The sequence below is a fragment of the Archangium sp. genome, assembly GCF_036388035.1.
Classification (GTDB): Bacteria; Myxococcota; Myxococcia; order Myxococcales; family Myxococcaceae; genus Archangium.
Genome location: NZ_DASVSO010000428.1, coordinates 1 through 21,185, shown reverse-complemented (window position 1 = coordinate 21,185; position 21,185 = coordinate 1). Strand labels below are relative to the sequence as shown.

At 69.2% G+C, this 21,185-nt stretch carries 23 protein-coding genes and 1 pseudogene; 11 read left to right on the top strand and 13 right to left on the bottom strand.

Annotated features, from left to right (window positions below; genetic code table 11):
* Positions 1-199 (top strand): annotated as a pseudogene (locus VF697_RS17330) (DUF72 domain-containing protein); the annotation flags it as partial.
* A gap of 6 nt (positions 200-205) precedes the next feature.
* On the opposite strand, the gene VF697_RS17325 reads toward VF697_RS17330, so the two are convergent.
* The 6 genes from VF697_RS17325 to VF697_RS17300 all read right to left on the bottom strand — a co-directional run bounded on the left by VF697_RS17325 (position 206) and on the right by VF697_RS17300 (position 5,160).
* Positions 206-727: a hypothetical protein gene (locus VF697_RS17325; protein WP_331096368.1), complete on the bottom strand. Its 522-nt coding sequence runs from the start codon at positions 725-727 to the stop codon at positions 206-208.
* Positions 728-1,438: 711 nt separating this feature from the next.
* Positions 1,439-2,119 (bottom strand): hypothetical protein, encoded by a 681-nt coding sequence (locus VF697_RS17320; protein ID WP_331096367.1) that lies wholly within the window; start codon positions 2,117-2,119, stop codon positions 1,439-1,441.
* Positions 2,120-2,271: 152 nt separating this feature from the next.
* Positions 2,272-2,526: a hypothetical protein gene (locus VF697_RS17315; RefSeq protein WP_331096365.1), complete on the bottom strand. Its 255-nt coding sequence runs from the start codon at positions 2,524-2,526 to the stop codon at positions 2,272-2,274.
* 222 nt (positions 2,527-2,748) lie between these two features.
* Positions 2,749-2,931 (bottom strand): hypothetical protein, encoded by a 183-nt coding sequence (locus VF697_RS17310; protein ID WP_331096363.1) that lies wholly within the window; start codon positions 2,929-2,931, stop codon positions 2,749-2,751.
* Between the two features lie 292 nt (positions 2,932-3,223).
* Positions 3,224-3,736 (bottom strand): hypothetical protein, encoded by a 513-nt coding sequence (locus VF697_RS17305; protein WP_331096362.1) that lies wholly within the window; start codon positions 3,734-3,736, stop codon positions 3,224-3,226.
* A 203-nt stretch (positions 3,737-3,939) separates the two neighbouring features.
* Complete coding sequence (locus VF697_RS17300) at positions 3,940-5,160, bottom strand: lipase family alpha/beta hydrolase (protein WP_331096360.1); 1,221 nt, start codon at positions 5,158-5,160, stop codon at positions 3,940-3,942.
* A gap of 117 nt (positions 5,161-5,277) precedes the next feature.
* On the opposite strand from VF697_RS17300, the gene VF697_RS17295 reads away from it, so the two are divergent.
* Both VF697_RS17295 and VF697_RS17290 read left to right on the top strand, forming a co-directional pair.
* Positions 5,278-5,571: a hypothetical protein gene (locus tag VF697_RS17295; protein WP_331096358.1), complete on the top strand. Its 294-nt coding sequence runs from the start codon at positions 5,278-5,280 to the stop codon at positions 5,569-5,571.
* A 156-nt stretch (positions 5,572-5,727) separates the two neighbouring features.
* Complete coding sequence (locus VF697_RS17290) at positions 5,728-7,686, top strand: lamin tail domain-containing protein (protein ID WP_331096356.1); 1,959 nt, start codon at positions 5,728-5,730, stop codon at positions 7,684-7,686.
* Positions 7,687-7,935: 249 nt separating this feature from the next.
* Here VF697_RS17290 and VF697_RS17285 read toward each other — a convergent pair whose 3' ends face one another.
* On the bottom strand, positions 7,936-9,117 hold the full coding sequence (locus tag VF697_RS17285; protein ID WP_331096354.1) for an LA_2272 family surface repeat-containing protein: 1,182 nt from the start codon (positions 9,115-9,117) through the stop codon (positions 7,936-7,938).
* A 136-nt stretch (positions 9,118-9,253) separates the two neighbouring features.
* Between VF697_RS17285 and VF697_RS17280 the strand changes: the two genes are divergently transcribed.
* Positions 9,254-10,075 (top strand): aldo/keto reductase, encoded by an 822-nt coding sequence (locus tag VF697_RS17280; RefSeq protein ID WP_331096352.1) that lies wholly within the window; start codon positions 9,254-9,256, stop codon positions 10,073-10,075.
* A gap of 15 nt (positions 10,076-10,090) precedes the next feature.
* Here the strand turns inward: VF697_RS17280 and VF697_RS17275 are convergent, their stop codons facing one another.
* The 3 genes from VF697_RS17275 to VF697_RS17265 form a co-directional block, all read right to left on the bottom strand.
* Complete coding sequence (locus tag VF697_RS17275) at positions 10,091-10,618, bottom strand: hypothetical protein (RefSeq protein WP_331096350.1); 528 nt, start codon at positions 10,616-10,618, stop codon at positions 10,091-10,093.
* 186 nt (positions 10,619-10,804) lie between these two features.
* Entirely contained in the window at positions 10,805-11,008 is a 204-nt protein-coding gene (locus VF697_RS17270; RefSeq protein ID WP_331096348.1) for a hypothetical protein, read from the bottom strand.
* Positions 11,005-11,904, bottom strand: a complete 900-nt coding sequence (locus VF697_RS17265) for a class I SAM-dependent methyltransferase (protein ID WP_331096345.1) — start codon at positions 11,902-11,904, stop codon at positions 11,005-11,007. Before VF697_RS17265 ends, VF697_RS17270 begins: the two co-directional genes overlap by 4 nt.
* A 160-nt stretch (positions 11,905-12,064) precedes the next feature.
* Here VF697_RS17265 and VF697_RS17260 point away from each other — a divergent pair, with 160 nt between their 5' ends.
* The 5 genes from VF697_RS17260 (at position 12,065) to VF697_RS17240 (ending at position 17,834) form a co-directional block, all read left to right on the top strand.
* Positions 12,065-13,651 carry an ABC transporter substrate-binding protein/permease gene (locus tag VF697_RS17260; protein WP_331096343.1) on the top strand — a complete coding sequence of 529 codons (1,587 nt, stop codon included), beginning with the start codon at positions 12,065-12,067 and terminating at the stop codon, positions 13,649-13,651.
* A complete protein-coding gene (locus VF697_RS17255) occupies positions 13,648-14,331 on the top strand; it encodes an amino acid ABC transporter ATP-binding protein (RefSeq protein WP_331096341.1) in 684 nt (227 codons plus the stop codon). The genes VF697_RS17260 and VF697_RS17255 overlap by 4 nt, the downstream gene beginning before the upstream one ends.
* Before the next feature lie 56 nt (positions 14,332-14,387).
* The gene (locus tag VF697_RS17250; RefSeq protein WP_331096339.1) at positions 14,388-15,293 is read left to right on the top strand and encodes a metallophosphoesterase family protein; all 906 of its coding nucleotides are present in this window, start codon (positions 14,388-14,390) and stop codon (positions 15,291-15,293) included.
* A gap of 191 nt (positions 15,294-15,484) precedes the next feature.
* On the top strand, positions 15,485-15,691 hold the full coding sequence (locus VF697_RS17245; protein WP_331096337.1) for a cold-shock protein: 207 nt from the start codon (positions 15,485-15,487) through the stop codon (positions 15,689-15,691).
* A 196-nt stretch (positions 15,692-15,887) separates the two neighbouring features.
* Positions 15,888-17,834: a glycoside hydrolase family 15 protein gene (locus VF697_RS17240; protein ID WP_331096335.1), complete on the top strand. Its 1,947-nt coding sequence runs from the start codon at positions 15,888-15,890 to the stop codon at positions 17,832-17,834.
* A gap of 17 nt (positions 17,835-17,851) precedes the next feature.
* Here the strand turns inward: VF697_RS17240 and VF697_RS17235 are convergent, their stop codons facing one another.
* Positions 17,852-18,190 (bottom strand): hypothetical protein, encoded by a 339-nt coding sequence (locus VF697_RS17235; protein WP_331096333.1) that lies wholly within the window; start codon positions 18,188-18,190, stop codon positions 17,852-17,854.
* 326 nt (positions 18,191-18,516) lie between these two features.
* On the opposite strand from VF697_RS17235, the gene VF697_RS17230 reads away from it, so the two are divergent.
* Positions 18,517-19,044, top strand: a complete 528-nt coding sequence (locus VF697_RS17230) for a pyridoxamine 5'-phosphate oxidase family protein (protein WP_331096331.1) — start codon at positions 18,517-18,519, stop codon at positions 19,042-19,044.
* Between the two features lie 40 nt (positions 19,045-19,084).
* Here VF697_RS17230 and VF697_RS17225 read toward each other — a convergent pair whose 3' ends face one another.
* Positions 19,085-19,459, bottom strand: a complete 375-nt coding sequence (locus VF697_RS17225) for a hypothetical protein (protein WP_331096329.1) — start codon at positions 19,457-19,459, stop codon at positions 19,085-19,087.
* A 10-nt stretch (positions 19,460-19,469) separates the two neighbouring features.
* Positions 19,470-19,994: a hypothetical protein gene (locus tag VF697_RS17220; RefSeq protein ID WP_331096327.1), complete on the bottom strand. Its 525-nt coding sequence runs from the start codon at positions 19,992-19,994 to the stop codon at positions 19,470-19,472.
* Positions 19,995-20,225: 231 nt separating this feature from the next.
* Between VF697_RS17220 and VF697_RS17215 the strand changes: the two genes are divergently transcribed.
* Positions 20,226-21,185: aminotransferase class V-fold PLP-dependent enzyme (locus tag VF697_RS17215; RefSeq protein WP_331096324.1), on the top strand; the 960-nt coding region annotated here is incomplete at its 3' end.

Below are 21,185 nucleotides of genomic sequence, written 5' to 3'. Positions count from 1 at the left end.
GAGCGACGTGTACGTGGTGACGAACAACCACGTGCGAGGCAAGGGCGTGGCCAACGCGATGATGCTGCAGACGATGCTCACGGGCCGGACGGTGCGGGCGCCCGAGACGCTGGTGCGTGAGTACCGTGACACCCTCGGGCCCTACGTGCTGCCGCCCGAGGCGGAGACGCCCGAGCCCCCTGGCGCCAGCCCCGCGTGAGAGGCCTCACGGAGGGGGGCGGCCCAACGGGTTCCACACGTACTCCTCCGTGGGCGTCATCCGCAGGTTGGTGAAGCCGTGCCGGGCCACGAAGCGCTCGAAGCGCTCGGACACCGTCAGGATTCCCTGAGTCCCTCGGGCATGGAAGATGTCCTCGCCCTTCCAGGTGCCCTCCTCGAAGACAAAGCCGAAGATGGCATGGATGCTCTTGGAGCGGCACTCCTCGCACGCAGGCGTCTTGCCATAGAGGATGCGGCTGCGCGCCACGTTCACCGCCGCGCGACCGAAGCAGACCGTGGCGACGAAGTAGCGGGGAATGGACGAAGGCATGGGGCCCAACCGTTCCCGACACGCGCCCAGCACCTCCACCGGGTGGAATCCCGCCAGCCCGGTGAGTCCCTCGTCCCGGAAGGCTTGGACGAAGCGCTCGGACACGAGCAGGTCATCCCCTGAGGCCTCGATGAAGTCCCCGAATTCCTGGCCGTGGAGCACCAGCTCGACGCGGTAGGGGGGAAGCCACGTCAGCATCCCGATCGGGCCGCCACACCGTGGGCAAAGGGGGGCATCTCCAAAATTGACGGGCTCGACTGTTTCGACATCCACATCGTACCGGGACCAGAGGACGCCTTCTTCCAGGACGAAGAATCGGGGAGACGCAGAAGGCTCGGAAACCAAGAGGGAACCTCCGGAAGGACTCGAGTTCCTTCCTCGCAGGGGCACACCATCGACGACTCATACGCCATCCGTCTCCACGGAGAGTGGCTTCACGGAAAGGTCACGCCCTCGAGCGTGACGAGCCGACTTCCACTCGCGTCCCACGGCTTCAAGGTGAAGGGCAGCCGGGCCTTCCGCGAGTCTCCACCCCAGCGGCGAGCAGCTCCGGGCTGATGCACACTGGCGGCACCTGCCCCCCCGGTTCCGCTGACAGCTCGAGACGCGGAGAGGTCGCCTCGCACTCCGGGACGCGGGACTGCGCGGCGGCACCGGCCCCCACGAGGAGCACCAGCGCCAGGAGGACGGCGGGAGACGCGGCAACCACGAAACGGAGACCTCCAGCAGGGGTGGACCGAACAGGTGGGCTTCTACCACACTTCTTTTGCGGTAGTGTCCCCTCCGCCCGAACGACACCTGCTCGAAGCGCTCCACGAGTCTCATTCCCTGGACGGAGAAGAACTGGACGTTGTCCGGCGTGCTCTCGGGCTCCATCCGGACTCCCACACAAAGCAGTGGGCCCGGGGTTCAACGGGCTTGTATGGGAGGGGGGCGGCCCAACGGGTTCCACACGTACTCCTCCGTGGGAGTGAGCCTCATGTTGGTGAAACCATGCCGCGCCACGAAGCGCTCGAAGCGCTCGGACATGGTCCAGACTCCCAGCAGCCCCCGAGGCTGGAAGATGTCCTCGCCCCTCCAGGTCCCTTCCTCCAGGGTGAAGCCGTGGATGGCATCCAGGCCCTCGGCGCGGCACTCCTCGCAGGTGGGGGGACTGCCATAGCGGACGCGGCTGCGCGACAGGTCCACCGCCGCTCGGCCGAAGCACACCGTGGCAAGGAAGTAGCGGGAGACGTTCGAGGGCATGGGGCCCCGCCGCTTCCTGCGCACCCGCACCACCTCTACGGGATGGAAGCCCTCCAGCCCCATGAGTCCCTCGTCCTGGAAAGCCCGGGCGCAGCGTTCGGATAGCAGGAGATCATCTCCGCCGACTTTGATGAAGTCACCGGGCTCCTCTCCATGCAGCACCAACTCGACACGGTAGGGAGGAAGCCACGTCAGCATTCCGATGGGATAGTCACACCGTGGGCAGCGGGCACCCGCTCCACGGCTGACGGGCTCCACCTTCTCGGCGTCGGTATCGTACCGGGAGCCGAGGACGCCTTCTTCCAGGACGAAGAAACGTGGGGACGTGGAGGACTCAGAAGCCAAGGGGAAACCTCTTGAGCATGTCGGGCCGGCTATATATCTCCCGAAGGAAGGCCTCGAACTGCTTGGGTGTCACGTTGCGGTAGCGCTCGAGCCAAGCGATGACTTCCTTGTCCACATTCCGGTGCCAGTCCTGGTAACCGCAATGCGCCTTCTCATCCACGGCTCGGGGTGACGAACCGTGGATCTCGCGGCTTGTAATGACCGCTCAGCGTTGGGTGTTCCTTCAACTTCTCTGCGATAGGCCGGGAGATGACGTGATGCGACTGCCCTTTGCACTCGGGAGGCTCGGGCGAGGCGGGGGACGACTCGCCCTCGGCCCGGAGCGCCTCGAAGTCATTCGGCGCGCACGGAATCTGCGCGAGCAGCACCAATACCACCGCGAGCATCTGGCCGCTCCTGAGCAACATCACCAACCCCCAGGCTACCACCTGGCGCTGGGGTGTTGCAGTGCCGGAGTGGTGCGCTTCAACTGGCGCATCATCCAGGCACCGATGCGGCTCGTGCATGACGACCACGGGAGGGAGTTCTGGGCGACGCTGGGGCGGCTGCTTCCGGATTACGCCGCGAGAAGGGAACGGCTCCGCACGGAGGGGCCACGGCTCGTCTGGTAGATGGCCCTCGTGCCTGATTCACTGCCTGGCGAGAATGCGCCCTTCTCCGTCGACGGCGTACTCCGCGCCTCCATCCGTGATGATGACGCCAGGAGCGCACCGCGACAGGTCTGGGGTGAAGCGCACGAAGAAGATGTTGTTGTCGTTCGGCTGCCAGACCGAAACGCGAAATGTCTCCCGGAGGGAGAGACACCGCGCCACGAGATCATTTCCTTTCCGTGGTGCCGTTCCAGGTGGAAGGAAGTCATTCATGGCCGCTTCTAGCGCCACCACCAAGGGTCCCTCGAGGTGGGCACCCTTCTCATACGAGTCTGGAAACCTCACCTTGGCAGCCATTTCCGGAGGTGCCCATTCCGCTCTCTTGTACAAGCCATAGCGGAGGAGCGAACAACCCGGCAGGGACATCAAGAAAAAAGGAACAACGAAGAGGGCCCAGTTCATAGGAGCCCTTCTGACGGATCGTTTTCCAATCAAGGTAGCCAATCCTTCCCCTTCAACATCTCGACATCCCCATCGTCATTGTAGGCCCGAGCGATGGGAACCCACTTGCCTTCACGAAGCGACGAGATGATGCGGGTTGCGTTGTTGTAAATGTAAGCCCTGCATTCCCCGTCTTCTCTCGGACGAACATCATGAGTTGACGATCCCAGACCCGCTTGGTGCTCGGGTCGACGAACCGAACGGGCAGCCAGTGCGCCCGGGTGCTCATGTCCTTCTTCGAGAACTGGCGGTTGTGCGGATGGGTATGAGCGCCGCCGAGGATGACGACATCCTTATGTTCCACGTCCAGGAGGGCTCTCGGAATTTCACAATACTTCACGCCACCCGCCGCAGTGCCCCCCACATCGGACAAGTAGCTGAGGAAGAACGCCGCATCCTCCTGCGCGTAATAATGCAACGCACAATATTCGAAGCCGTAAGCACCATTCGATGCGCCCGGCTGAGAAGTCAGGCGCGTGCACGCGGCCTCGGCCATCTCCTCCTCTGTCTTGAACGGCCCCATCATGGGCCCTTCGACCTGGAGGCGCCCATCAGGCAAGCGGTGTACCCGAACATCCGGGTTGGCACTCGAGCATCCCCATGTGCTGCACAGCAGCCATAAAAGCATGCTCCAGCCAGCTCTCGCAGGCACGTCTCTTCCAGGTGGCACGCACGCCACTCTAGCAGGGCCCAATCCGGACCTCTGGTGCCAGCCCTGCGGATTGAGCGTCACGGTTGGTGGGCCGTCCCCACCGCCTCGCCCCGGAGGAAGCGCTCGACGGCCTGGAGCACCTCGCGGTCGGACATGAGCGCCACGTGCTCGGCGGAGCTGTCCAGGCGCCGGTAGGCCATGGGCAGCACCGGCAGGGCGCGCGCGGCCAGCACGGCGCCGTCCCCGTCGGCGCGCGGCGGGTGCTCCAAATCGAGCCTCCCGTCCACCATCCGCATGCCATTCACCGTGGGCCGCCCCGTCCCCACCACCACCAGCGTCTCGAACGAAGCCGGCGGCAGCTCCGGCCGCGGCGCGAGTGCCTCGTGCAGCTCCCGGCGCGCCTCCAGCATGCGGACGAGCTGCGCGCGGTAGGCTTCGTCCTCGCGCAGCGTGGGGTCCGCGAACACGCCCCAGCCCTGGGCCCGCCACACCGCCGGGTCGAAGGCATCCAGCGCGACGGGCTTGTCCTCGGCGTCCACGAAGAAGTCGCCGCGCGTGGGCAGGAGCTGGAAGGCGGAGGCGAAGGTGAAGAGGGCCTCGGGCGCGAGCAGCGCGCGGTTGCGCATCGTCTCGGTGCCCACGAGCAGGTCATCGAAAATCCCCGGGCCTCCCGTGAATGGCGTGCCGATGATGACCACGCGCTTCACGTGCTCGGCCCCGGCCCACGGGTGCTCGCCGGCCCGGGCGCCACCGTGGAGCAGGCAGTGCATCGTCACCAGCCCGCCCATGCTGTGGGCCACGATGTTCACCTTCCGCCGTCCGCCTCCTTCCGCCACGAGCTGCTCGATGCGCGCGCACAGGGCTCCGGCGCTCTCGCGCACGTCCCGCCGCCAGTCATAGGAGAACGGGACGAAGCCCGGCAGCCGATCGCGACCGAACTCCATGAACGAGCGGTAGGCGTCCACCGACACGAAGAGCGCCGAGAGCTGGGTGAGCGGGCCATCCGGACGCAGGGGCCCGTAGGCCGGCCCGGGGCGCTGTCCGGGGAAGGGCAGCGCGAGCGTGCGCTCCCCCCGCGAGAGCGCCTGTCCCACGGTGAGCCAGGCCCGCTCGGGCTCGGAGCCCTCGGTGACGAGGAAGCTGCCGCGATAACCCGGGACGAGGAGGGTGACCTCATCTCCCGTCGGTGGCGGCACGGTGACACGGGCAACGGAGCAGCCCGTGAGGACCACGCCGAGCAGGAGCAGGAGGAAGCGAGGGAGTATCCGCATGGCGCGCAGCTTCCGGGGGAAGGCCACGGCTCGCAAGGCTCCTGTCCTCCCGCCAGGCAGCCGGGCATGCCGGCCCTCCTCCTTCCGGCACCGACCGCTGACGCCGACGCGCACCGTTCGCACCTTCGGGCAAAGGAGATGGCGATGGCGGACGACCCGGTTGAGAAGATGCACCAGCGCGAGCGGGAGCAGGAGCGTCAGCGGTTGCGCGAGCTGGAGAGCAAGGACCTGGAGGTGGAGTCGCAGCGAGGCCCGCGCCCGCTCGAGGGCTTCGCCGGGGGCCACACCACGTGGGCGAGCAAGCAGGACGACGAGGCCGCCGCGGAGGTGCACGCCCGCGATGCGGAGGAGTCCTGGAAGGAGAGCCAGGCGCAGGTGGCGCGCCTCTCGCCCGACAGCGGAGCGCCCGCGCGCGGAGACGGAGAGCCCCAGGAGTAGTCCACCCGGCGTTGAGTTCCTTCCACTCCCGGTGTCCGGTACCGGGACAGGCCCCGCTGGGACCCAGGATTCCCGGAATACTGAAAACGGACACCTTCACGGTTCTCAGTATTTGAGATAGCGAGAGGCTCGCCCTTCCCCCCTGGAGGCGAGCCCATGCTCTCCCGCCTGAAGACCGTCCTCAATTCCCTCCTGCTGCTCACGTTGCTCCTGCCGACGTGGGCCTGGTCCCAGGGCCTGCGCTTCACCACCCTGGACATCGGCCAGGGGGACTCGGCGGTGTTGATTGCTCCGGGGGGCTGCGTGGCCCTGTTCGACGGCGGTCCCACCGGCTCGGGCACCACCATCAAGGCCTACCTGAAGGCGCTGGGGGTGACGCGCATCGACATGGCCTTCGTCTCGCACATGCATGCGGACCACATGGGCGGCATCGACGAGGTGGACGTGGGCACCAACGCCATCCCCATCGACGCGGTGTACGACCACGGCGGCACGTACAACTCGACGGCCTATGACGAGTACGTGAGCCACTTCAGCGGCCGGCGCGCCACGGCGACACGGGGGCAGACCCTCTCGCTGTGCGGCCAGGTGACGCTCACCGTGGTGGCGGTCAACGGCAACGGCGTGGCCAGCACGGACGAGAACACGAAGTCGGTGACGGTGAAGGTCTCCTACGGTGCGTTCGACGCGCTGGTGGGCGGGGACCTCACCGGCACCCCGGACGTCGAGTCCACCATCCTCAACACCGTGGGCGAGCTCGAGCTGTACAAGGTGCACCACCACGGCTCGCGCAGCTCGTCCAACGACAGCCTGCTGGACGTGACGAATCCAACGGTGTCCTTCATCTCCGTGGGCAAGGACAACACCTACGGCCACCCGACGCCCGAGTGCCTGGACCGGCTGACGGCGCACAACTCGGCCATCTGGCAGACGGAGGACCCGGCCACCAACTCGAAGCGGGGCCACATCGAGCTGAGCTCGCCGGACGGCAACACCTTCGTGGTGGCGCAGGGCACCCGGAGCGTCGGCTACACCTCGAAGGGCGCCACGCCTCCGGGCCCGGACACCCAGGCGCCCACCGCGCCGGGCGCGCTGGTGGCCAGCGCCGTGTCCTCCACGGAGGTGGACCTGAGCTGGAATGCCTCCACGGACAACGTGGGCGTCACGGGCTACCGGGTGTACCGGAGCACCAATGGCAGCGGCTACTCGCTGGCGGGCACGTCCACCAGCACGGGCTTCGCGGACCTGGGCCTCACGCCCGGCACCCCGTACGCCTACCAGGTGACGGCCGTGGACGCCGCGGGCAACGAGTCCACGCCGAGCAGCGCCTCCACGCGCACGCCCGCGCCGGGCATCACCCTCACCAGCCCCAACGGTGGCGAGAGCTGGGCGGGCGGGAGCGCGCGCGCCATCACCTGGACGGCCCAGGACATCTCCAACGTGAAGCTGGAGTACTCGCTCGACAACGGCGCCACGTGGAGGGTGATCGCCAGCAGCGTGGCCGCGTCCACGGGGAGCTACACGTGGACGGTGGTCAACTCGGCCACCACGGCGGCGCGAGTGCGGGCCACGGACGCCTTCGGCTCGGCCTCGGACCTCAGCAATGGCACCTTCACCATCACCGCGGTCGCCACGCCAGCGAAGGTCATCCTCAATGAGATTCTCGCCAATGAGCCCGGCGCGCTCACGGACGGCGAGTTCGTGGAGCTGGTGAACGTGGGGGGCGTGGCCATCGACATCAGCGGCTGGGTCGTCCTCGACGCCACCTCGGTGCGGCACACGTTCCCCGCGGGGACGGTGCTGGGAGCGGGCAAGGCCCTCGTGGTGTTCGGCGGCGCGTCGGGGATTCCCACGGGGACGCCCGGCGCGGTGGTCGCCTCCACCGGCACGCTCAGCCTGAACAACGGTGGCGACACCGTGACGGTGAAGACCTCGTCCGCCAAGAGCGCGACGACGATCGACTCCTTCACCTACGGCAGCTCGCTGGCGGGCCAGGACGGCGTGTCGATGAACCGCGGCCCCGACGCGAGCGCCACGGGCGGCTTCGTGCTGCACACGGGCCTCTCGTCGCTGAGCGCGTCGCCGGGTGAGCGGGTGAACGGCACCGCCTTCTGAGCCCGGAGTCCAACACACGCAGCTCGAGGGAGTGCTCAGGACATAGGGCCCAGCGGAAAAGGAGCGCGACCGACACGGGTTCGCCTGCCCCACACCCATCCAACCGGTACCCACCCCGTCCCGCACCGGACTCCAACTGCTCGTCCCGTGTCGGACACGCATCCCAAACCTGGGGACCGTTTTCCCCAGCACCAGCCCCCCTGTTCACGGTCGCCCGTCCAGGGGGCGGGGCGCCGGGCCCGTGGAGGCTCAGAGCTGAACGCCCGCCACGAAGCCCGGCCACACCTGCACGCGCGCCCCGTCTCCCTGGAAGACCTGGCCCTGCCTGAAGCGGTCCGCGCCCGTCAGCGCCTCGCCGTGGAAGGTGACGAGCGTGTTGGCCGTCACGCCCCCGAAGAGGGCGAAGTGGGAGAAGGGCTGCCAGCCCCCCACCAGCCGGAGCTGGCCCAGGAGGTTGCCGCTGGAGGAGAAGAGCTGGCCCTCGTGCAGCGAGCTGGCGAGGACATCCAGGTCCACGAAGAGGGGGCCGAACGGGAGGTGGGCCCCGAGGCCCAGGCCCGCCGCCCACCAGCGCGGCTCACCATGGCGCGTGGGGCGCAGGCCCAGCGTGAAGAGCGTGTGGAAGTTGCGGCTGCCAATCTTCAGCGCCACGTTCGTCATGGCCAGGTCGCTGACCCAGGCCTGCACGTGGTGCTGGCCGTTGCCCACGAGGTTCAACAGGCCAATGGAGGTCTCCGCCTCGCTGGCCACGTTGAGCAGGCCGAATTGCAGGCCCTTCATCCGCTTCGCGACGTTGACGAGGCCCACCTGGGCGCCGCTCACGTCACCGCCCACGTTGAGCAGGGAGAGCTGGGCCCCCACGAAGCGGCGCGCGAGGTTGAGGCCCGAGGACACCTGCACGCCCACCATGTCCGGGGCGATGTTGAGCCCCATCGCCGCCTGGAGGCCTCGGGAGTGGCCCGCGGCGATGTTGACGCCGGTGGTGAGCTGCGCGCCCACCATCTCTCCCGCCGCGATGTTGGCGCCCAGCGCCGTCTGCCAGCCGCGCATCGAGCCCCCGGCCACGTTGCCGCCGAGCGACAGCTGCAGGCCCCTCACCTGGCCCGCGTAGTTGGCGCCCATGGCCAGCTCCATGCCGCGCAGCTCCCGGCTCACCCAGTTGCCGCCAAAGGCCAGGGCAAGGCCCTCCACCCGGTCCGCGTCGGAGGCGATGACGCCGAGGGAGATGTTGTTCACCACATCGTCGCTCGCGAAGCCGTTGGTGCTGAGGCCGGGCAGGATGGAGATGGCCAGGGGCTTGCGGACCGCCGGGGCCTGCTGGGAGACCTGCGCCACGGGGGCCTGCTGCTCGGGCGCCGGCTCCTGAGCGCCCGCGGAGAACGCCACCATCGCCGCCATGAGCCCTGCACCCACCGAGACCTCGCGCTTCATCGTGTGACCCTTCCTCTCGGGGCTCGCCGCCCTGTTCGACGACTGGAACACCCCGGCCCCGGGAATCTGTCACCTGCCCCGCTCACGATTTTTTCGGGGCACTCCGGCCAGGGCCGGAGCCGGTACGCTGCCGGGCATGTTGACGCGCACCATTCCCAAGAGCGGCGAGAAGCTGCCCGTCATCGGGCTCGGCACGTGGCAGGCGTTCGACGTGGGACCGACCCCGGCCGAGCGCAAGTCCCAGAAGGAGGTGCTGAAGCGCTTCCTCGCGGCCGGCGCCCGGGTCATCGACTCCTCCCCCATGTACGGCCACGCCGAGACGGTGGTGGGGGACCTGCTGCGGGAGCTCGGCCAGGAGAAGACGCCCTTCCTCGCCACCAAGGTGTGGACGAGCGGCCGCGAGGCCGGCGTGGAGCAGATGCGCGACTCGATGCGCAAGATGGGCCACGGGCAGCTGGACCTGATGCAGGTGCACAACCTCGTGGACTGGCGCACCCACCTGCCCACCCTGCGCGAGTGGAAGGCGTCCGGGCGCATCCGCTACCTCGGCGTCACCCACTACCAGCGCGGGGCCTTCGATGACCTGGAGAAGCTCCTCCGCGAGGAGAAGCTGGACTTCGTGCAGCTCCCCTACTCCATCGCCCTGCGCGACGCGGAAGCGCGGCTGCTGCCCGCGGCCGCCGAGCATGGCACCGCGGTGCTGGTGATGCGGCCCTTCGAGAGTGGAGAGCTCTTCCGCCAGGTGAAGGGCAAGTCGCTGCCGCCGTGGGCCACGGACTTCGACTGCAAGAGCTGGGGGGAGTTCTTCCTCAAGTACATCCTGGGGCACCCGGCGGTGACGTGCCCCATTCCAGCCACCAGCAACCCGCGCCACCTCGAGGACAACCTGCGCGCGGGCACCGGGCGCCTGCCCGACGCGAAGACCCGGGCCCGCATGGTGGAGTACCTCGGCCTGTAGCGGCGAGCGGCGGGCTCAGTCCTCGAGCAGGGACTCGAAGACGAGGTCGCCCGTCAGCGTGAAGACGAGGCCGGTGCCGAGATCGCCCTCCTCGTCGTCACGGCCCACGTCGACGGTCTTCTCGTCCTCGTCCCACTGGCCCAGGTAGTACTCGCCCGCGGCCGCCATCCACGCGCGGTCCTCGGAGACGACCGTCTCCACCGTGTCACCCTTGTCGCTGGTGGCGGTGTACACGGTCCACTCCATCTCCTCCTCCTTGAGATGGGAGATGACCTCGGCGAGCTCCTCGTCCTTCGGCGTGCCCCCCGCCTTCTCGTCCACCTTCCACTTGCGCTCGTCGGCCTTCGGCTTGCGCGCGTGCCAGCCCTTGAGCAGGTCACGCAGACCCTGCTCGGCCTTCTCCTGGAGGGACTTCATGTCCCCGGGCAGCCCGGCCTCATCCAGCGCCATCAGCGCCGTCTCCAGTTGAATCGCCTTGAGGGTCCACTCGTTCATCGCCGTCTTCAGCATGCCGTCCATCTCCTCGGGCCGCTTCGGGCCCACCAGCCATCCCGGGGACTTCCCTCGGGCAGAGGGCGTGCCCCCTATCACGTTCCAGCACCGTGTGGGGTCGCCGAGCCGTTTGCCCTGGGTAGTGTAGGAATGGATGACCTGCGAGACAGTCCACGGGGCCGCACTCCGCCACCGAGGGGCCGCTTCATTGTCCGCTCGCGGACGCGCTCCTGCCCCTCAGCCGCGCAGGTGGGGAAACATCCACACCAGCGTGCGGCGGCGCATCGCGTTCTGCAGGGCGAGCAGCTTGCGAGGCGGCACCACGCCGCCCAGCACCGTCATGGCGGCCAGCATCGGCGGGGTGAGCGCCGTCTCCACGCACAGCACGGTGGCCACCTTGAGCGCCAGCACGACCTTCTCCCGAGAGCGGGGCAACCTCATGGACGGACCTCCGGGTGGGCCGGGCGCTCGCACAGCGCGAGGAAGCCGTTGCCATGCTCCTCCCGCACCAGCGGCGCATCGAGGAAGGAGAACAGCCGGTAGACGAAGCGCGGGGCCGCGTTGTGCAGGCACTCCTCGGCCAGCAGCGTCCAGTAGCCGTGGTAGGCGGTGAGTCGCCGCACCTTCAAGCCGCTCTCGGTCGCCACCGAGCGGAAGAAGTCCGGGTGGATGAAGTTCTCGTAGCGGTGGCCCTCGCCGTCGTCCACGCCGAGCTTCCCCTGGCTCACCCGGCGGATGGTCTCGTGCAGGGTGAAGGTGTCCTTCTGCGAGACGATGTAGACGAGCAGCCTGCCGCCGGGACGCAGGACGCGCTGGCACTCGCGCAGGGTGGCGATGAAGCCCGGGTGCCCGAGGTGCTCGAAGACGTCGAAGGACAGCAGCACGTCGAACGAGGCCTCCGCGAAGGGAAGCCGGGTGGCCTGGGCCACGTGGAAGCGGGTGCGCAGGCCCGCGGGGCGGGCGGCGACGGCCTGGGCGATGGAGCGCTCGGACAGGTCGATGCCCACGCCCTCGCACCCGAAGAGGGCGGCCACGGTGTTGAGGTAGCGCCCATCGTTGCAGCCCACCTCCAGGACGCGGCTCGTCGGGCCCAGGGGCAGCTCGCGCAGGGCGCGCAGGAGGAACTCCTCCTTGGCCTTCACCCGCCCGTGTCGCCGCGCCTCGACGAAGTCGGCCATGAAGGCCCGCTTGTCCTCGAGGCCCTGCTGCACGTAGCGGCTGCCCTCCCGCTCATACGTCTCCCGCTGCAGTTCCTCCACCGCATCGAGCTCCAGGCGGAAGTCGGCATAGGCCTCTCCCGCCACCGGGCGCAGGGGGTAGGACGCCGCGGCGCCCACGAGCCTGTCTCCCTCGAGTCGCAGCGGCTCGCCGCTCCGGGGACAGCGAAGAAATTCGGACTCCCACCTCATGATGGCGGCAGGGCATACCACAGCGGCCCCCGCCCCGCTCGGCCCCGGGCGGCCTCTTCCTTGCGCCGCCGGAGAGGGCGCTACAATCATGCCGGGTACCCGCGACCCCAGGAGGGCCCACCCACTGACCAGAGCCCTGTTCATCGGTCTCGTCCTCGTCTGTCTGCCCGCCTTCGCGCGGGAGTCGCCACCCGAGGAGCCCCGCGGGCTCGCGGCGGTGAAGGCCCGGGGGGAGCTGTTGTGGGGAGCCGACGCGCAGGGCGGCGCCCCCTACGTCTTCCAGGACCCGATGGAGCCCAACCGGCTCATCGGCTTCGAGGTGGACCTCGCGGACGCCATCGCCGCGAAGCTCGGCGTGCGGGCCAGGCCCGTGCTGGGCCCCTGGGACTCGCTGCTGGAGCTGCTGGCCCGAGGCGACTTCGACGTGGCGCTCAACGGCATCGAGGTGGCCGAGGAGAAGAAGCGCGTCTGCGACCTGTCGCGCCCCTACTACGCGGCCGGAGAGCGGCTCACCATCCGCCGGGGAGACACGCCCGCGCCCCACGTGCTGTCGCAGACGAAAGGCCGTCCGGTGGGCACCCTTCCCGGCTCGCTGGCCGAGCGCATGCTGCGCCGTGAGGGGGCGCTCGTGAAGACGTACGAGGGCGGCCAGGACGAGATCTTCGCGGACCTGAAGCTGGGCCGCACGGACGCGGTGCTGCTGGACGATCCCATCACCCGGTACTACGGCGCCATCGAGCCGGACCTGGAGGTGGTGCCGGGCACCTTCGGCGAGGTGCGCTACGCGGTGGCGGTGCGCAAGGACGAGGAGTCGCTGCGCGAGGCCATCGACACGGCGCTGGAGGAGCTGACGCGCGAGGGCACCCTGCGGACCATCTACGAGCGGTGGGGCCTGTGGAACGCGGAGACGGCGGAGCTGCTGGGGGACCCGAACCCGAGCCCACGCGGAGTGCCGGAGCAGTACGAGGCGTGGCGGGCCGCGGTGGGCAAGGTGCCGCCCTTCCTCGAGCGGGTGCGGGAGCGCTACCCGGCCACGCTGACGCTGTTCGCCCGCGGGGCGCTGATGACGCTGGGGGTGTCGCTCCTGGCGATGGCGCTGGCGGTGGCGGTGGGCATGGTGCTGGCGGTGTCGCGCGTCTACGGCCCGCTGCCGCTGCGCTGGCTGGCCATGGCCTACATCGAGGTGGTGCGCGGCACGCCGCTGCTGGTGCAGCTCACCCTGGTGTACTTCGGGCTGCCGCAGCTCGGCCTGCGGTTGAATCCCCTGACGGCGGGGGTGGTGACGCTGGGGCTCAACTACGCGGCGGCCGAGGCGGAGAACTACCGGGCCGGACTGTCCAGCGTGCCGGCGGGCCAGCACGAGGCGGCCAAGGTGCTCGGCCTCTCGCGGTGGCAGACGCTGCGGCACGTGGTGATGCCCCAGGCCGTGCGCATCTCGCTGCCGCCGATGACGAATGACTTCATCGCCCTGCTCAAGGACAGCTCCCTGGTGTCGCTGGTGACGCTCACCGAGCTCACGCGCACGTACCTCAACCTCGCCAACGCCATGCGCGACCACCTGGGCCTCGGCCTCATGGTGGCCGCCATCTACCTGCTGCTCGGCCTGCCCTTCGCGCACCTGGCGCGCACGGTGGAGGCGCGGCTCGGCCAGCACCTGAAGGGGGTGGCGCGATGATTCGCGTCGAGCAGGTGCGCAAGCGTTTCCCCGGAGCGGCCTCGGCCACCCTAGAGGGCGTGTCCTTCACGCTGGAGAAGGGCCGGCTGGCCGCCATCCTCGGGCCGAGCGGCTCGGGCAAGTCCACGCTGCTGCGCTGCATCGTGGGACTGGAGCGGCCGGACTCGGGCACCATCCACTTGGGAGGGCACGCGGGGCTGGTGTTCCAGTCCTTCGAGCTCTTCCCCCACCTGACGGCGCTGGACAACTGCACGCTGGCGCAGCGGCTGGTGGCCAGGCGCCCGCGCCCGGAGGCCGAGGCACGGGCCCGCCGGTTGCTGGAGGAGCTCGGGCTGGGACACCGGCTGGACGCCTACCCGGAGCTGCTCTCCGGCGGGCAGCGGCAGCGCGTGGCCATCGCGCGGGCGCTCGCCATGGAGCCGGCGGTGCTGTTGTACGACGAGCCCACGAGCGCGTTGGATCCCTCCCTGCGTCGCGAGGTGGTGGAGACGCTGCGCCGGGTGGGTGCGCTCGGGATGACGCAGCTCGTGGTGACACACGACGTGGCGCTCGCGCGGGCCTCCGAGGTGGTGCTGGTGCTGGACCAGGGCCACCTCGTGGAGCTGGGACCGCCCGAGCAGGTGCTGGACACGCCCCGGCACGAGGCCACGCGCCGACTGCTCGCCCAGGCCCACGTATGATGCCCCTCCGTCCTTCCGCTGCCCGGTCCAACCCCCAGGGAGTCCCCATGCGCCTCATGTCCCCTCTCCGCCGCGCGGCGAGCGCGGCCCTGCTGCTGTCACTCGGTGCCTGTCAGACGATGGGAGGCCCGGGGGGAGTGCCGGACGAGGACCCGCCGGGAGCGCCCCCTGGGACACCGCCCGAGGTACTGGTGGGAGCCGGAGACATCGCGAGCTGCGCGGTGGAGGGGGACGAGGCCACGGCGGCGCTGCTGGATGGAGTGGCGGGAACGGTGTTCACCCTGGGAGACAACGCCTACCCGGACGGCACGGCACAGGACTTCGAGCGCTGCTACGCCCCGAGCTGGGGCCGGCACCGGCAGCGGACGCGCCCGACCCCCGGCAACCACGAGTACCACTCGGCGAAGGCGGGCCCGTACTTCGACTACTTCGGGACGGCGGCGGGAGAGCCGGGCAAGGGCTACTACAGCTACGAGCTGGGCGCCTGGCATGTGGTGGTGCTCAACAGCGAGCTGGAGCTGGGCGCGGGATCGGTGCAGGAGCAGTGGTTGCGCGCGGACCTGAAGGCGAGCACGAAGCGGTGCACGCTGGCCTACTGGCACCGGCCCCTCTTCAGCTCCGGACCGGACCGGGACACCACGGATGTGAAGCCCCTCTGGACGGCGCTGTACGAGGCGGGCGCGGAGGTGGTGCTGGGAGGGCACGACCACCTCTATGAGCGCTTCGCGCCCCAGACGCCCGAGGGCAAGGCGGACCCGGAGCGGGGCATCCGGCAGTTCGTGGTGGGAACGGGAGGCATGACGCTCTACCCCTTCGGCGCGCCCCTGGCGAACAGTGAGCGCCGCGATGCGAGCACCCTGGGGGTGCTGAAGCTCACGCTGGAGGACGGCGCCTACGCGTGGGAGTTCCTCTCCGTGCGAGGGGGTGTCACCGATCAGGGCCGGGGCACCTGTCACGAGTAGTCCCGCGGAATCAAAGCCCGGAACCGGACGTTCCACCCACGGCCGTCAGTCACGGAGGCCTCTTTCGGCAACATTCGGAGGGGTGCCCTAGGCACCCGCCTCGAAACGTGACACATGGCAGTGGCCGCCCTCACACAGGGAGCGGCTTCCGGCGCAATCCCTTGCGGCCGGACAAGAAAGAAGACGAGTAAATGGCAATCGGTACCGTGAAGTGGTTCAACGACGCGAAGGGCTTTGGCTTCATCACGCAGGACGGCGGGGGCGAGGACCTCTTCTGCCACCACAGCGCGATCCAGGCCAATGGCTTCCGCTCCCTGCAGGAAGGGCAGAAGGTCGAGTTCGACGTCGCCCGCGGCCCCAAGGGCCTGCAGGCGCAGAACGTCCGCCCCACCGCCTGAGGCGCGTCGCAGGACCCTGCGACAGGCCCAGTCTCCTCGCGAGGCTGGGCCTTTTTCATTTGCGGCGCTCCAGCGGCGCGGCTGCTCACCGCACGAGCGGCCCGGCGCTGGACAGAAGGCCTGAGAGAGGAGCGGCGGACGCAAGCCTCGGCCTTTGTCTCTCTCCCCGGGTTGCAACCGTCCGCGGTCGTCCTCAATGACGAAGCAGGCCCCCTGTCTGGACGGGCCCCCGGGGGACGGGATGCGGCAGCGGATCGACGACTACGCCTTGCTGGGCGACTGCCACTCCGCGGCGCTCGTGGGACGCGATGGCTCCATCGACTGGGCGTGCTTCCCCCGGTTCGACTCGCCCGCGGTGTTCTGCCGCATCCTCGACAAGCGCCGGGGTGGCTCCTTCCGGGTGAGCCCCGAGGGCCCGTTCCAATCCACGCGCCACTACCTCGAGGACACCAACGTCCTCGTCACCACCTTCACCACCCCGGGCGGTGTGTTGGAGGTGACGGACTGCATGCCTGTCCGCATCGATCCGGCGCGCGGCTCGCGTGTGGGGACGCGGCACGCCCTGCTGCGGCGGGTGCGCTGCACCGTGGGCCAGGTGCTGGCGCGTGTGGTACTGGCCCCGCGCTTCGAGTACGGCTCCTTCGTACCGCGCATCCGCCTCACCTCGCTCCGGACCGCCGAGTTCGTGGGAGGCGCGGACGCGCTGTGGGTGACGGCCACGCGCCCGCTGGCCGCGAGCGACACCTCCGTGCGGGGCCGCTGGCACATGCGGGCCGGGGACGAGGCCTGGGTGGAAGCGGCGTGGACGCCCTCGCTCGTCGAGCGCGCCCCGGCGGACATGCCGGATCCCGCCGTGCTCCGCCGCCGGCTCGAGGAGACGGTGGCCTTCTGGCGCGATTGGATCTCCCTCTGCGCCTACGACGGCGAGTACACGCACGCGGTGCGCCGCTCGGCGCTGGTGCTCAAGGCGCTGACGTACGCGCCCTCGGGCGCCATCGTCGCGGCCCCCACCGCGTCCCTGCCCGAGGAGCCGGGCGGTGAGCGCAACTGGGACTACCGCTACACCTGGCTGCGGGACACCACGCTCACCGTCATCTCCCTGATGCTGCTGGGCTACCAGGAGGAAGCCTTCGCCTTCCGGCACTGGCTGGGGCGCACCAGCGCGGGGCGCGCCGAGGACATTCAAATCATGTACGGCATCCGCGGCCACCGGCTGCTGCCGGAGGTGGAGCTGACGCACCTGGAAGGCCACCGGGGCTCGCGGCCGGTGCGCATCGGCAATGGGGCGGTGAAGCAGCTCCAGCTCGACGTCTTCGGGGAGATGCTGGAGGGGGCGTGGCTGTTCGCGAAGATGGGCGGTCGGCTGACACCGAGGAACTGGAGCTACCTGAGCCGGCTGGTGGAGGACGTGTGCGAGCGCTGGCGGCAGCCGGACCAGGGGCTGTGGGAGATCCGCGACGAGCCCCGGCACTTCATCCACTCGAAGCTGCTGTGCTGGGTGGCGCTGGACCGGGGCATCCGCATCGCGCGCTCGCGGCGGTTTGCCGCTCCGGTGGGGCGCTGGGCCCGTGAGCGCGCGCTGCTGCGCGAGTACCTGCTGCACGAGGGCGCTCGCACCGGGTGGTTCCCCCAGGCGGTGGGCTCGGACGAGGCGGATGCCTCGGTGCTGCAGCTGCCCGCGCTCGGCTTCCTGCCGGCGACGCACCCCCTGGTGTGCCGCACGGTGGCCCTGGTGCGCCAGCGGCTGGAGCGGGACGGGCTGCTCTTCCGCTACCACGCCCCGGACGGCCTGAGCGGTGGCGAGGGCACCTTCCTCCTGTGCTCCTTCTGGCTGCACGACGTGCTGGTGCACTCGGGAAGGACGGAGGAGGCCGAGGAGCTGCTGCGGCACCTGCTGAGCCTGTCCAACGACGTGGGCCTCTACGGCGAGGAGGCGGTGCCGGGCACGGGCGAGGCGCTGGGCAACTTCCCGCAGGCCTTCACGCACATGGCGCTGGTGGCCTCGTGCGCGCAGCTCTCGGCGGCCCGGAGCTTCCCGCTGCCGAGGCCCGGCGCGTATGACTACGCGGACTTCGCGCTCACCTACCACCTCGGCAAGCGCTCCATCTTCATGTCCCACTTCTCGTGGGAAGCGGCGATGTGAGCCGCGTGCGTCGAGGGCTACCCGAGGCTCGGGTCATACCGCGGCGCGAGCAGCGTGCAGAGCACCAGCTCCGTCACGTCCTTGCCGCCCCCGAGGTTCGTGGCGAGGCAGCGGGGCGTGTAGATGAAGCCCCACGGAAAGCCCCACCAGCCCAGGAAGAGCGACATGAGGGTGTAGCCGAAGCTCATGCCGAACGTGCCCTGCCCCGCACGCACGAAGTAGACGTCCGAGCAGCGCTTGAAGCTCATGACGAGCACCGAGACGCAGTACTCGAAGACCACGAACTTGCCGCCGCGCCGCAACTCGTCCTGGACCTGCGCCGTGGACATGCCGTTCATGCCGTGGATGCCAGTCATACTGCCCCCCTGTCCGAGAAGTGCGGCGCCGGCCGCCATGAACAGTGGGCGCAGCGTACATGGGCCCTGCCCGCATGCACAGCGGCCTCCCAGGCGAGCGAGCGCATCCATACGAGAAGCAAGAGGCTTCCAATACTCCGCGTCCAGGAATACCCGACGAGCCCTCTTGGCGGTGAAGCCCACTACGCTCACAGTCCAGGCGCGCGGTGTCTCGTTTGAGCGGAACTCACGAGGCGCTGCCCTTCCCGCCGGGCGGGCAGCGGGGCGGCCTTCGTCTCCTGCCACCCTCCGGGCCCCTGCTTAGCGTGAGCACCTGGGAGGCAGGAATGGCCACGAAGAAGACGGAGAAGAAGGATCCCATCGCGCACCTGGGCGAGCTCATCCACGGCATCAAGGTGACGATGATGACGACGGTGGAGGAGGACGGCACCCTGCGCAGCCGCCCCATGTGGACGCATGATCGCGACTTCGATGGGGAGCTGTGGTTCTTCACCCGCGAGCACTCGCCCAAGGTGGACGAGGTGGAGCGAGACCATCACGTCAACCTCTCCTATTCGGACCCCACGAGGGATCGGTATGTCTCGGTGAGCGGCCTGTGCCGGCTGGTGCTCGACAAGGAGAAGGCGCGCGAGCTGTGGAACCCCACCCTCAGGGCCTGGTTCCCCGAGGGGCTGGATGACCCGGAGCTCGCCCTGCTCTGCGTGAAGGTGAGCAAGGCCGAGTACTGGGACACTCCCAACAGCCGCATGGTGCAGCTCGTGGGCTTCGTGAAGGGCATGCTCACCGGCGAGCCGTACCACCCGGGCGACAACGAGAAGGTGAACCTCGACGAGGCCGGTGCTCCGCTGCACTGACTCCCGCGCCGAGGAACTCCCTCTCCGAGACGCTGGACGGCTACTCCTCTAGTTCCTGGAGAGATGGCACGGGCACCAGCCGAAGCGTCCCCATGTCGTCCCTCCAGACCGCGTAGGTCTTCCCGGCAACCGCCGCCCGTGTCTCCAACGCGGGGGGTGGCTGGCCGTGCAGCCAGACCCGGGCCTGCTCCATGTCCGGGAACTCCCGCTCGATGTGCACCGAGCGGGAAGCCGGCTCCTTCACGTCCTGGAGGTATTCACGGAACGCCTTGAGCTGACCGGTCGCGTAGAGGAAGTGGAGCGCGTAGGCAGCAACTTCAATGGCGTCCCGGACCTCCTCGGCAGAACCTGTCGTCGCACCTCCGAGAGTCCCGCAGGTTGCCTCGAATTCGAATTCCGCGAGTCGCTTCGTCACGGTGTGCTCCTCAAAGAGCGGCGAGTGGAATCAAGATCAGCGCACCCGTGCCACCCGTGGCGATCACGAAGGTTGCTCCAGCCACCACCACGATACTGCCCACCAGTACCTCGGTTTCGTGGCGCGCGAGCCAGTCCTTCGCAGTCTTCATATCTGGGAAGGCGAGCGGGCGTGGACGTGCCTCAAGTTCCTTGACGCACTCCATGTATTCCTCACGGCATTTCTTGGTGCAGTACTTGTCATGCCCCTTGTCCCCCTTCTCGATGGGCCAGGGGGGCTCGGTCTTCCAGCACTTCCTGAAACAAGCGATCTGCTCCGCATCGCAGTCTCGCGTTCCGCCCGATGCGTATACGATGTCGACTGCACGAGAGCCGCGGGCATCCGCCCGCGGCTCATCGAGCGGCCCCCACTCCTCGGCCGACGCAGCCAGAACCGGGACCTCACGAGAAGAGCCGCGAAGGACCGGCTCGGTACTGCCACACGCCACGAGAAGAATGCAGGGCAGACACAGGATGACGTGATCGCTGCGCTTCATGTGGGGCTCCCTGTGCTCCCAGATAGACGAGAGCTGGGAACTCCAAGTCAAAACTAGTGGAGCACATCCCCGCCCCACCACTCACGGAAGGTGAATCCATTTCCGCCAAGCCCTCCTCGATGTGGGCAGGGCGACCCCTACCTGCGAACAGAGCCTGCGCAGCCCTGGACGCCGAGGCGGGAAACTCTGCGAGAGGTGAAGCCTCCAGCCTCCGGCTATGCTGCGCCGACCATGAGCTCCTCTCCCTTCGCCGCGCACTTCCCCGCCCTGCGGTCGGGCTTCAGCTACCTCGACAACGCCGCGGGGGCCCAGGTGCCCTCCCACACCATCGACGCCATCTCCCAATTCCTCTCCAGTGGGAGCTGCAACGTGGGCATGCCCTACCCGGCCTCCGTGCGCGCCACCGAGGTGAAGGCCCAGGCCCGCGCCGCCACCGCCGAGTTCCTCCACTGTCAGCCCGAGGAGGTCATGCTCGGCACCAGCGCCACCGCCCTCACCTTCCAGCTCGGACGCGCCTTCTCGCGCCTGTTCCAGCCCGGAGATGAGGTCGTCATCTCGGAGCTGGAGCACGAGTCCAATGCGAGCCCCTGGCGCGCGCTGGAGGCCCAAGGCGCGGTGGTGAAGGTGTGGAAGGCCCGCTGGCCCGAGGGTCGGCTGGAGCCCGCGGACCTCCGCCCGCTGCTCTCCTCGCGCACGCGGCTGGTCGCCGTGACGGCCGCCGCCAACTCAGTGGGCACCACGCCCGACGTGGCCGCCGCCGCCGAGCTGGCCCACCGCGTGGGCGCCTGGGTCATCGTCGACGCGGTGCACTCCAGCCCCCACCACCTGCCCGACGTGAAGGCCTGGGGCGCGGACTTCGCCGTGTTCTCCCCCTACAAGGTCTTCGGCCCCCACCTGGGCTGCCTGTACGTGCGCAAGGAGCTGCTGCCCCGCCTGCCCGCGGACAAGCTGTGGTTCGTCCCCGACGACAGTCCGCAGAAGTTCGAGCCCGGCACCGCCAACCACGAGGGCCTCGCGGGCTGGCTGGGCTCGCTGCGCTACGTGCGCGAGGTGCTCGGCGACCCCACGAGGCGAGGCGCCCCGCACGGTGAAGCAGAAGGTGGCGGCCCGGCCCTTGGGCTCGGGGATGCCATGGAGCCGGACGCGCTCGTGGGCCAGCAGCCGCTCGAGGGTGGACTCCAGCAGCGGACG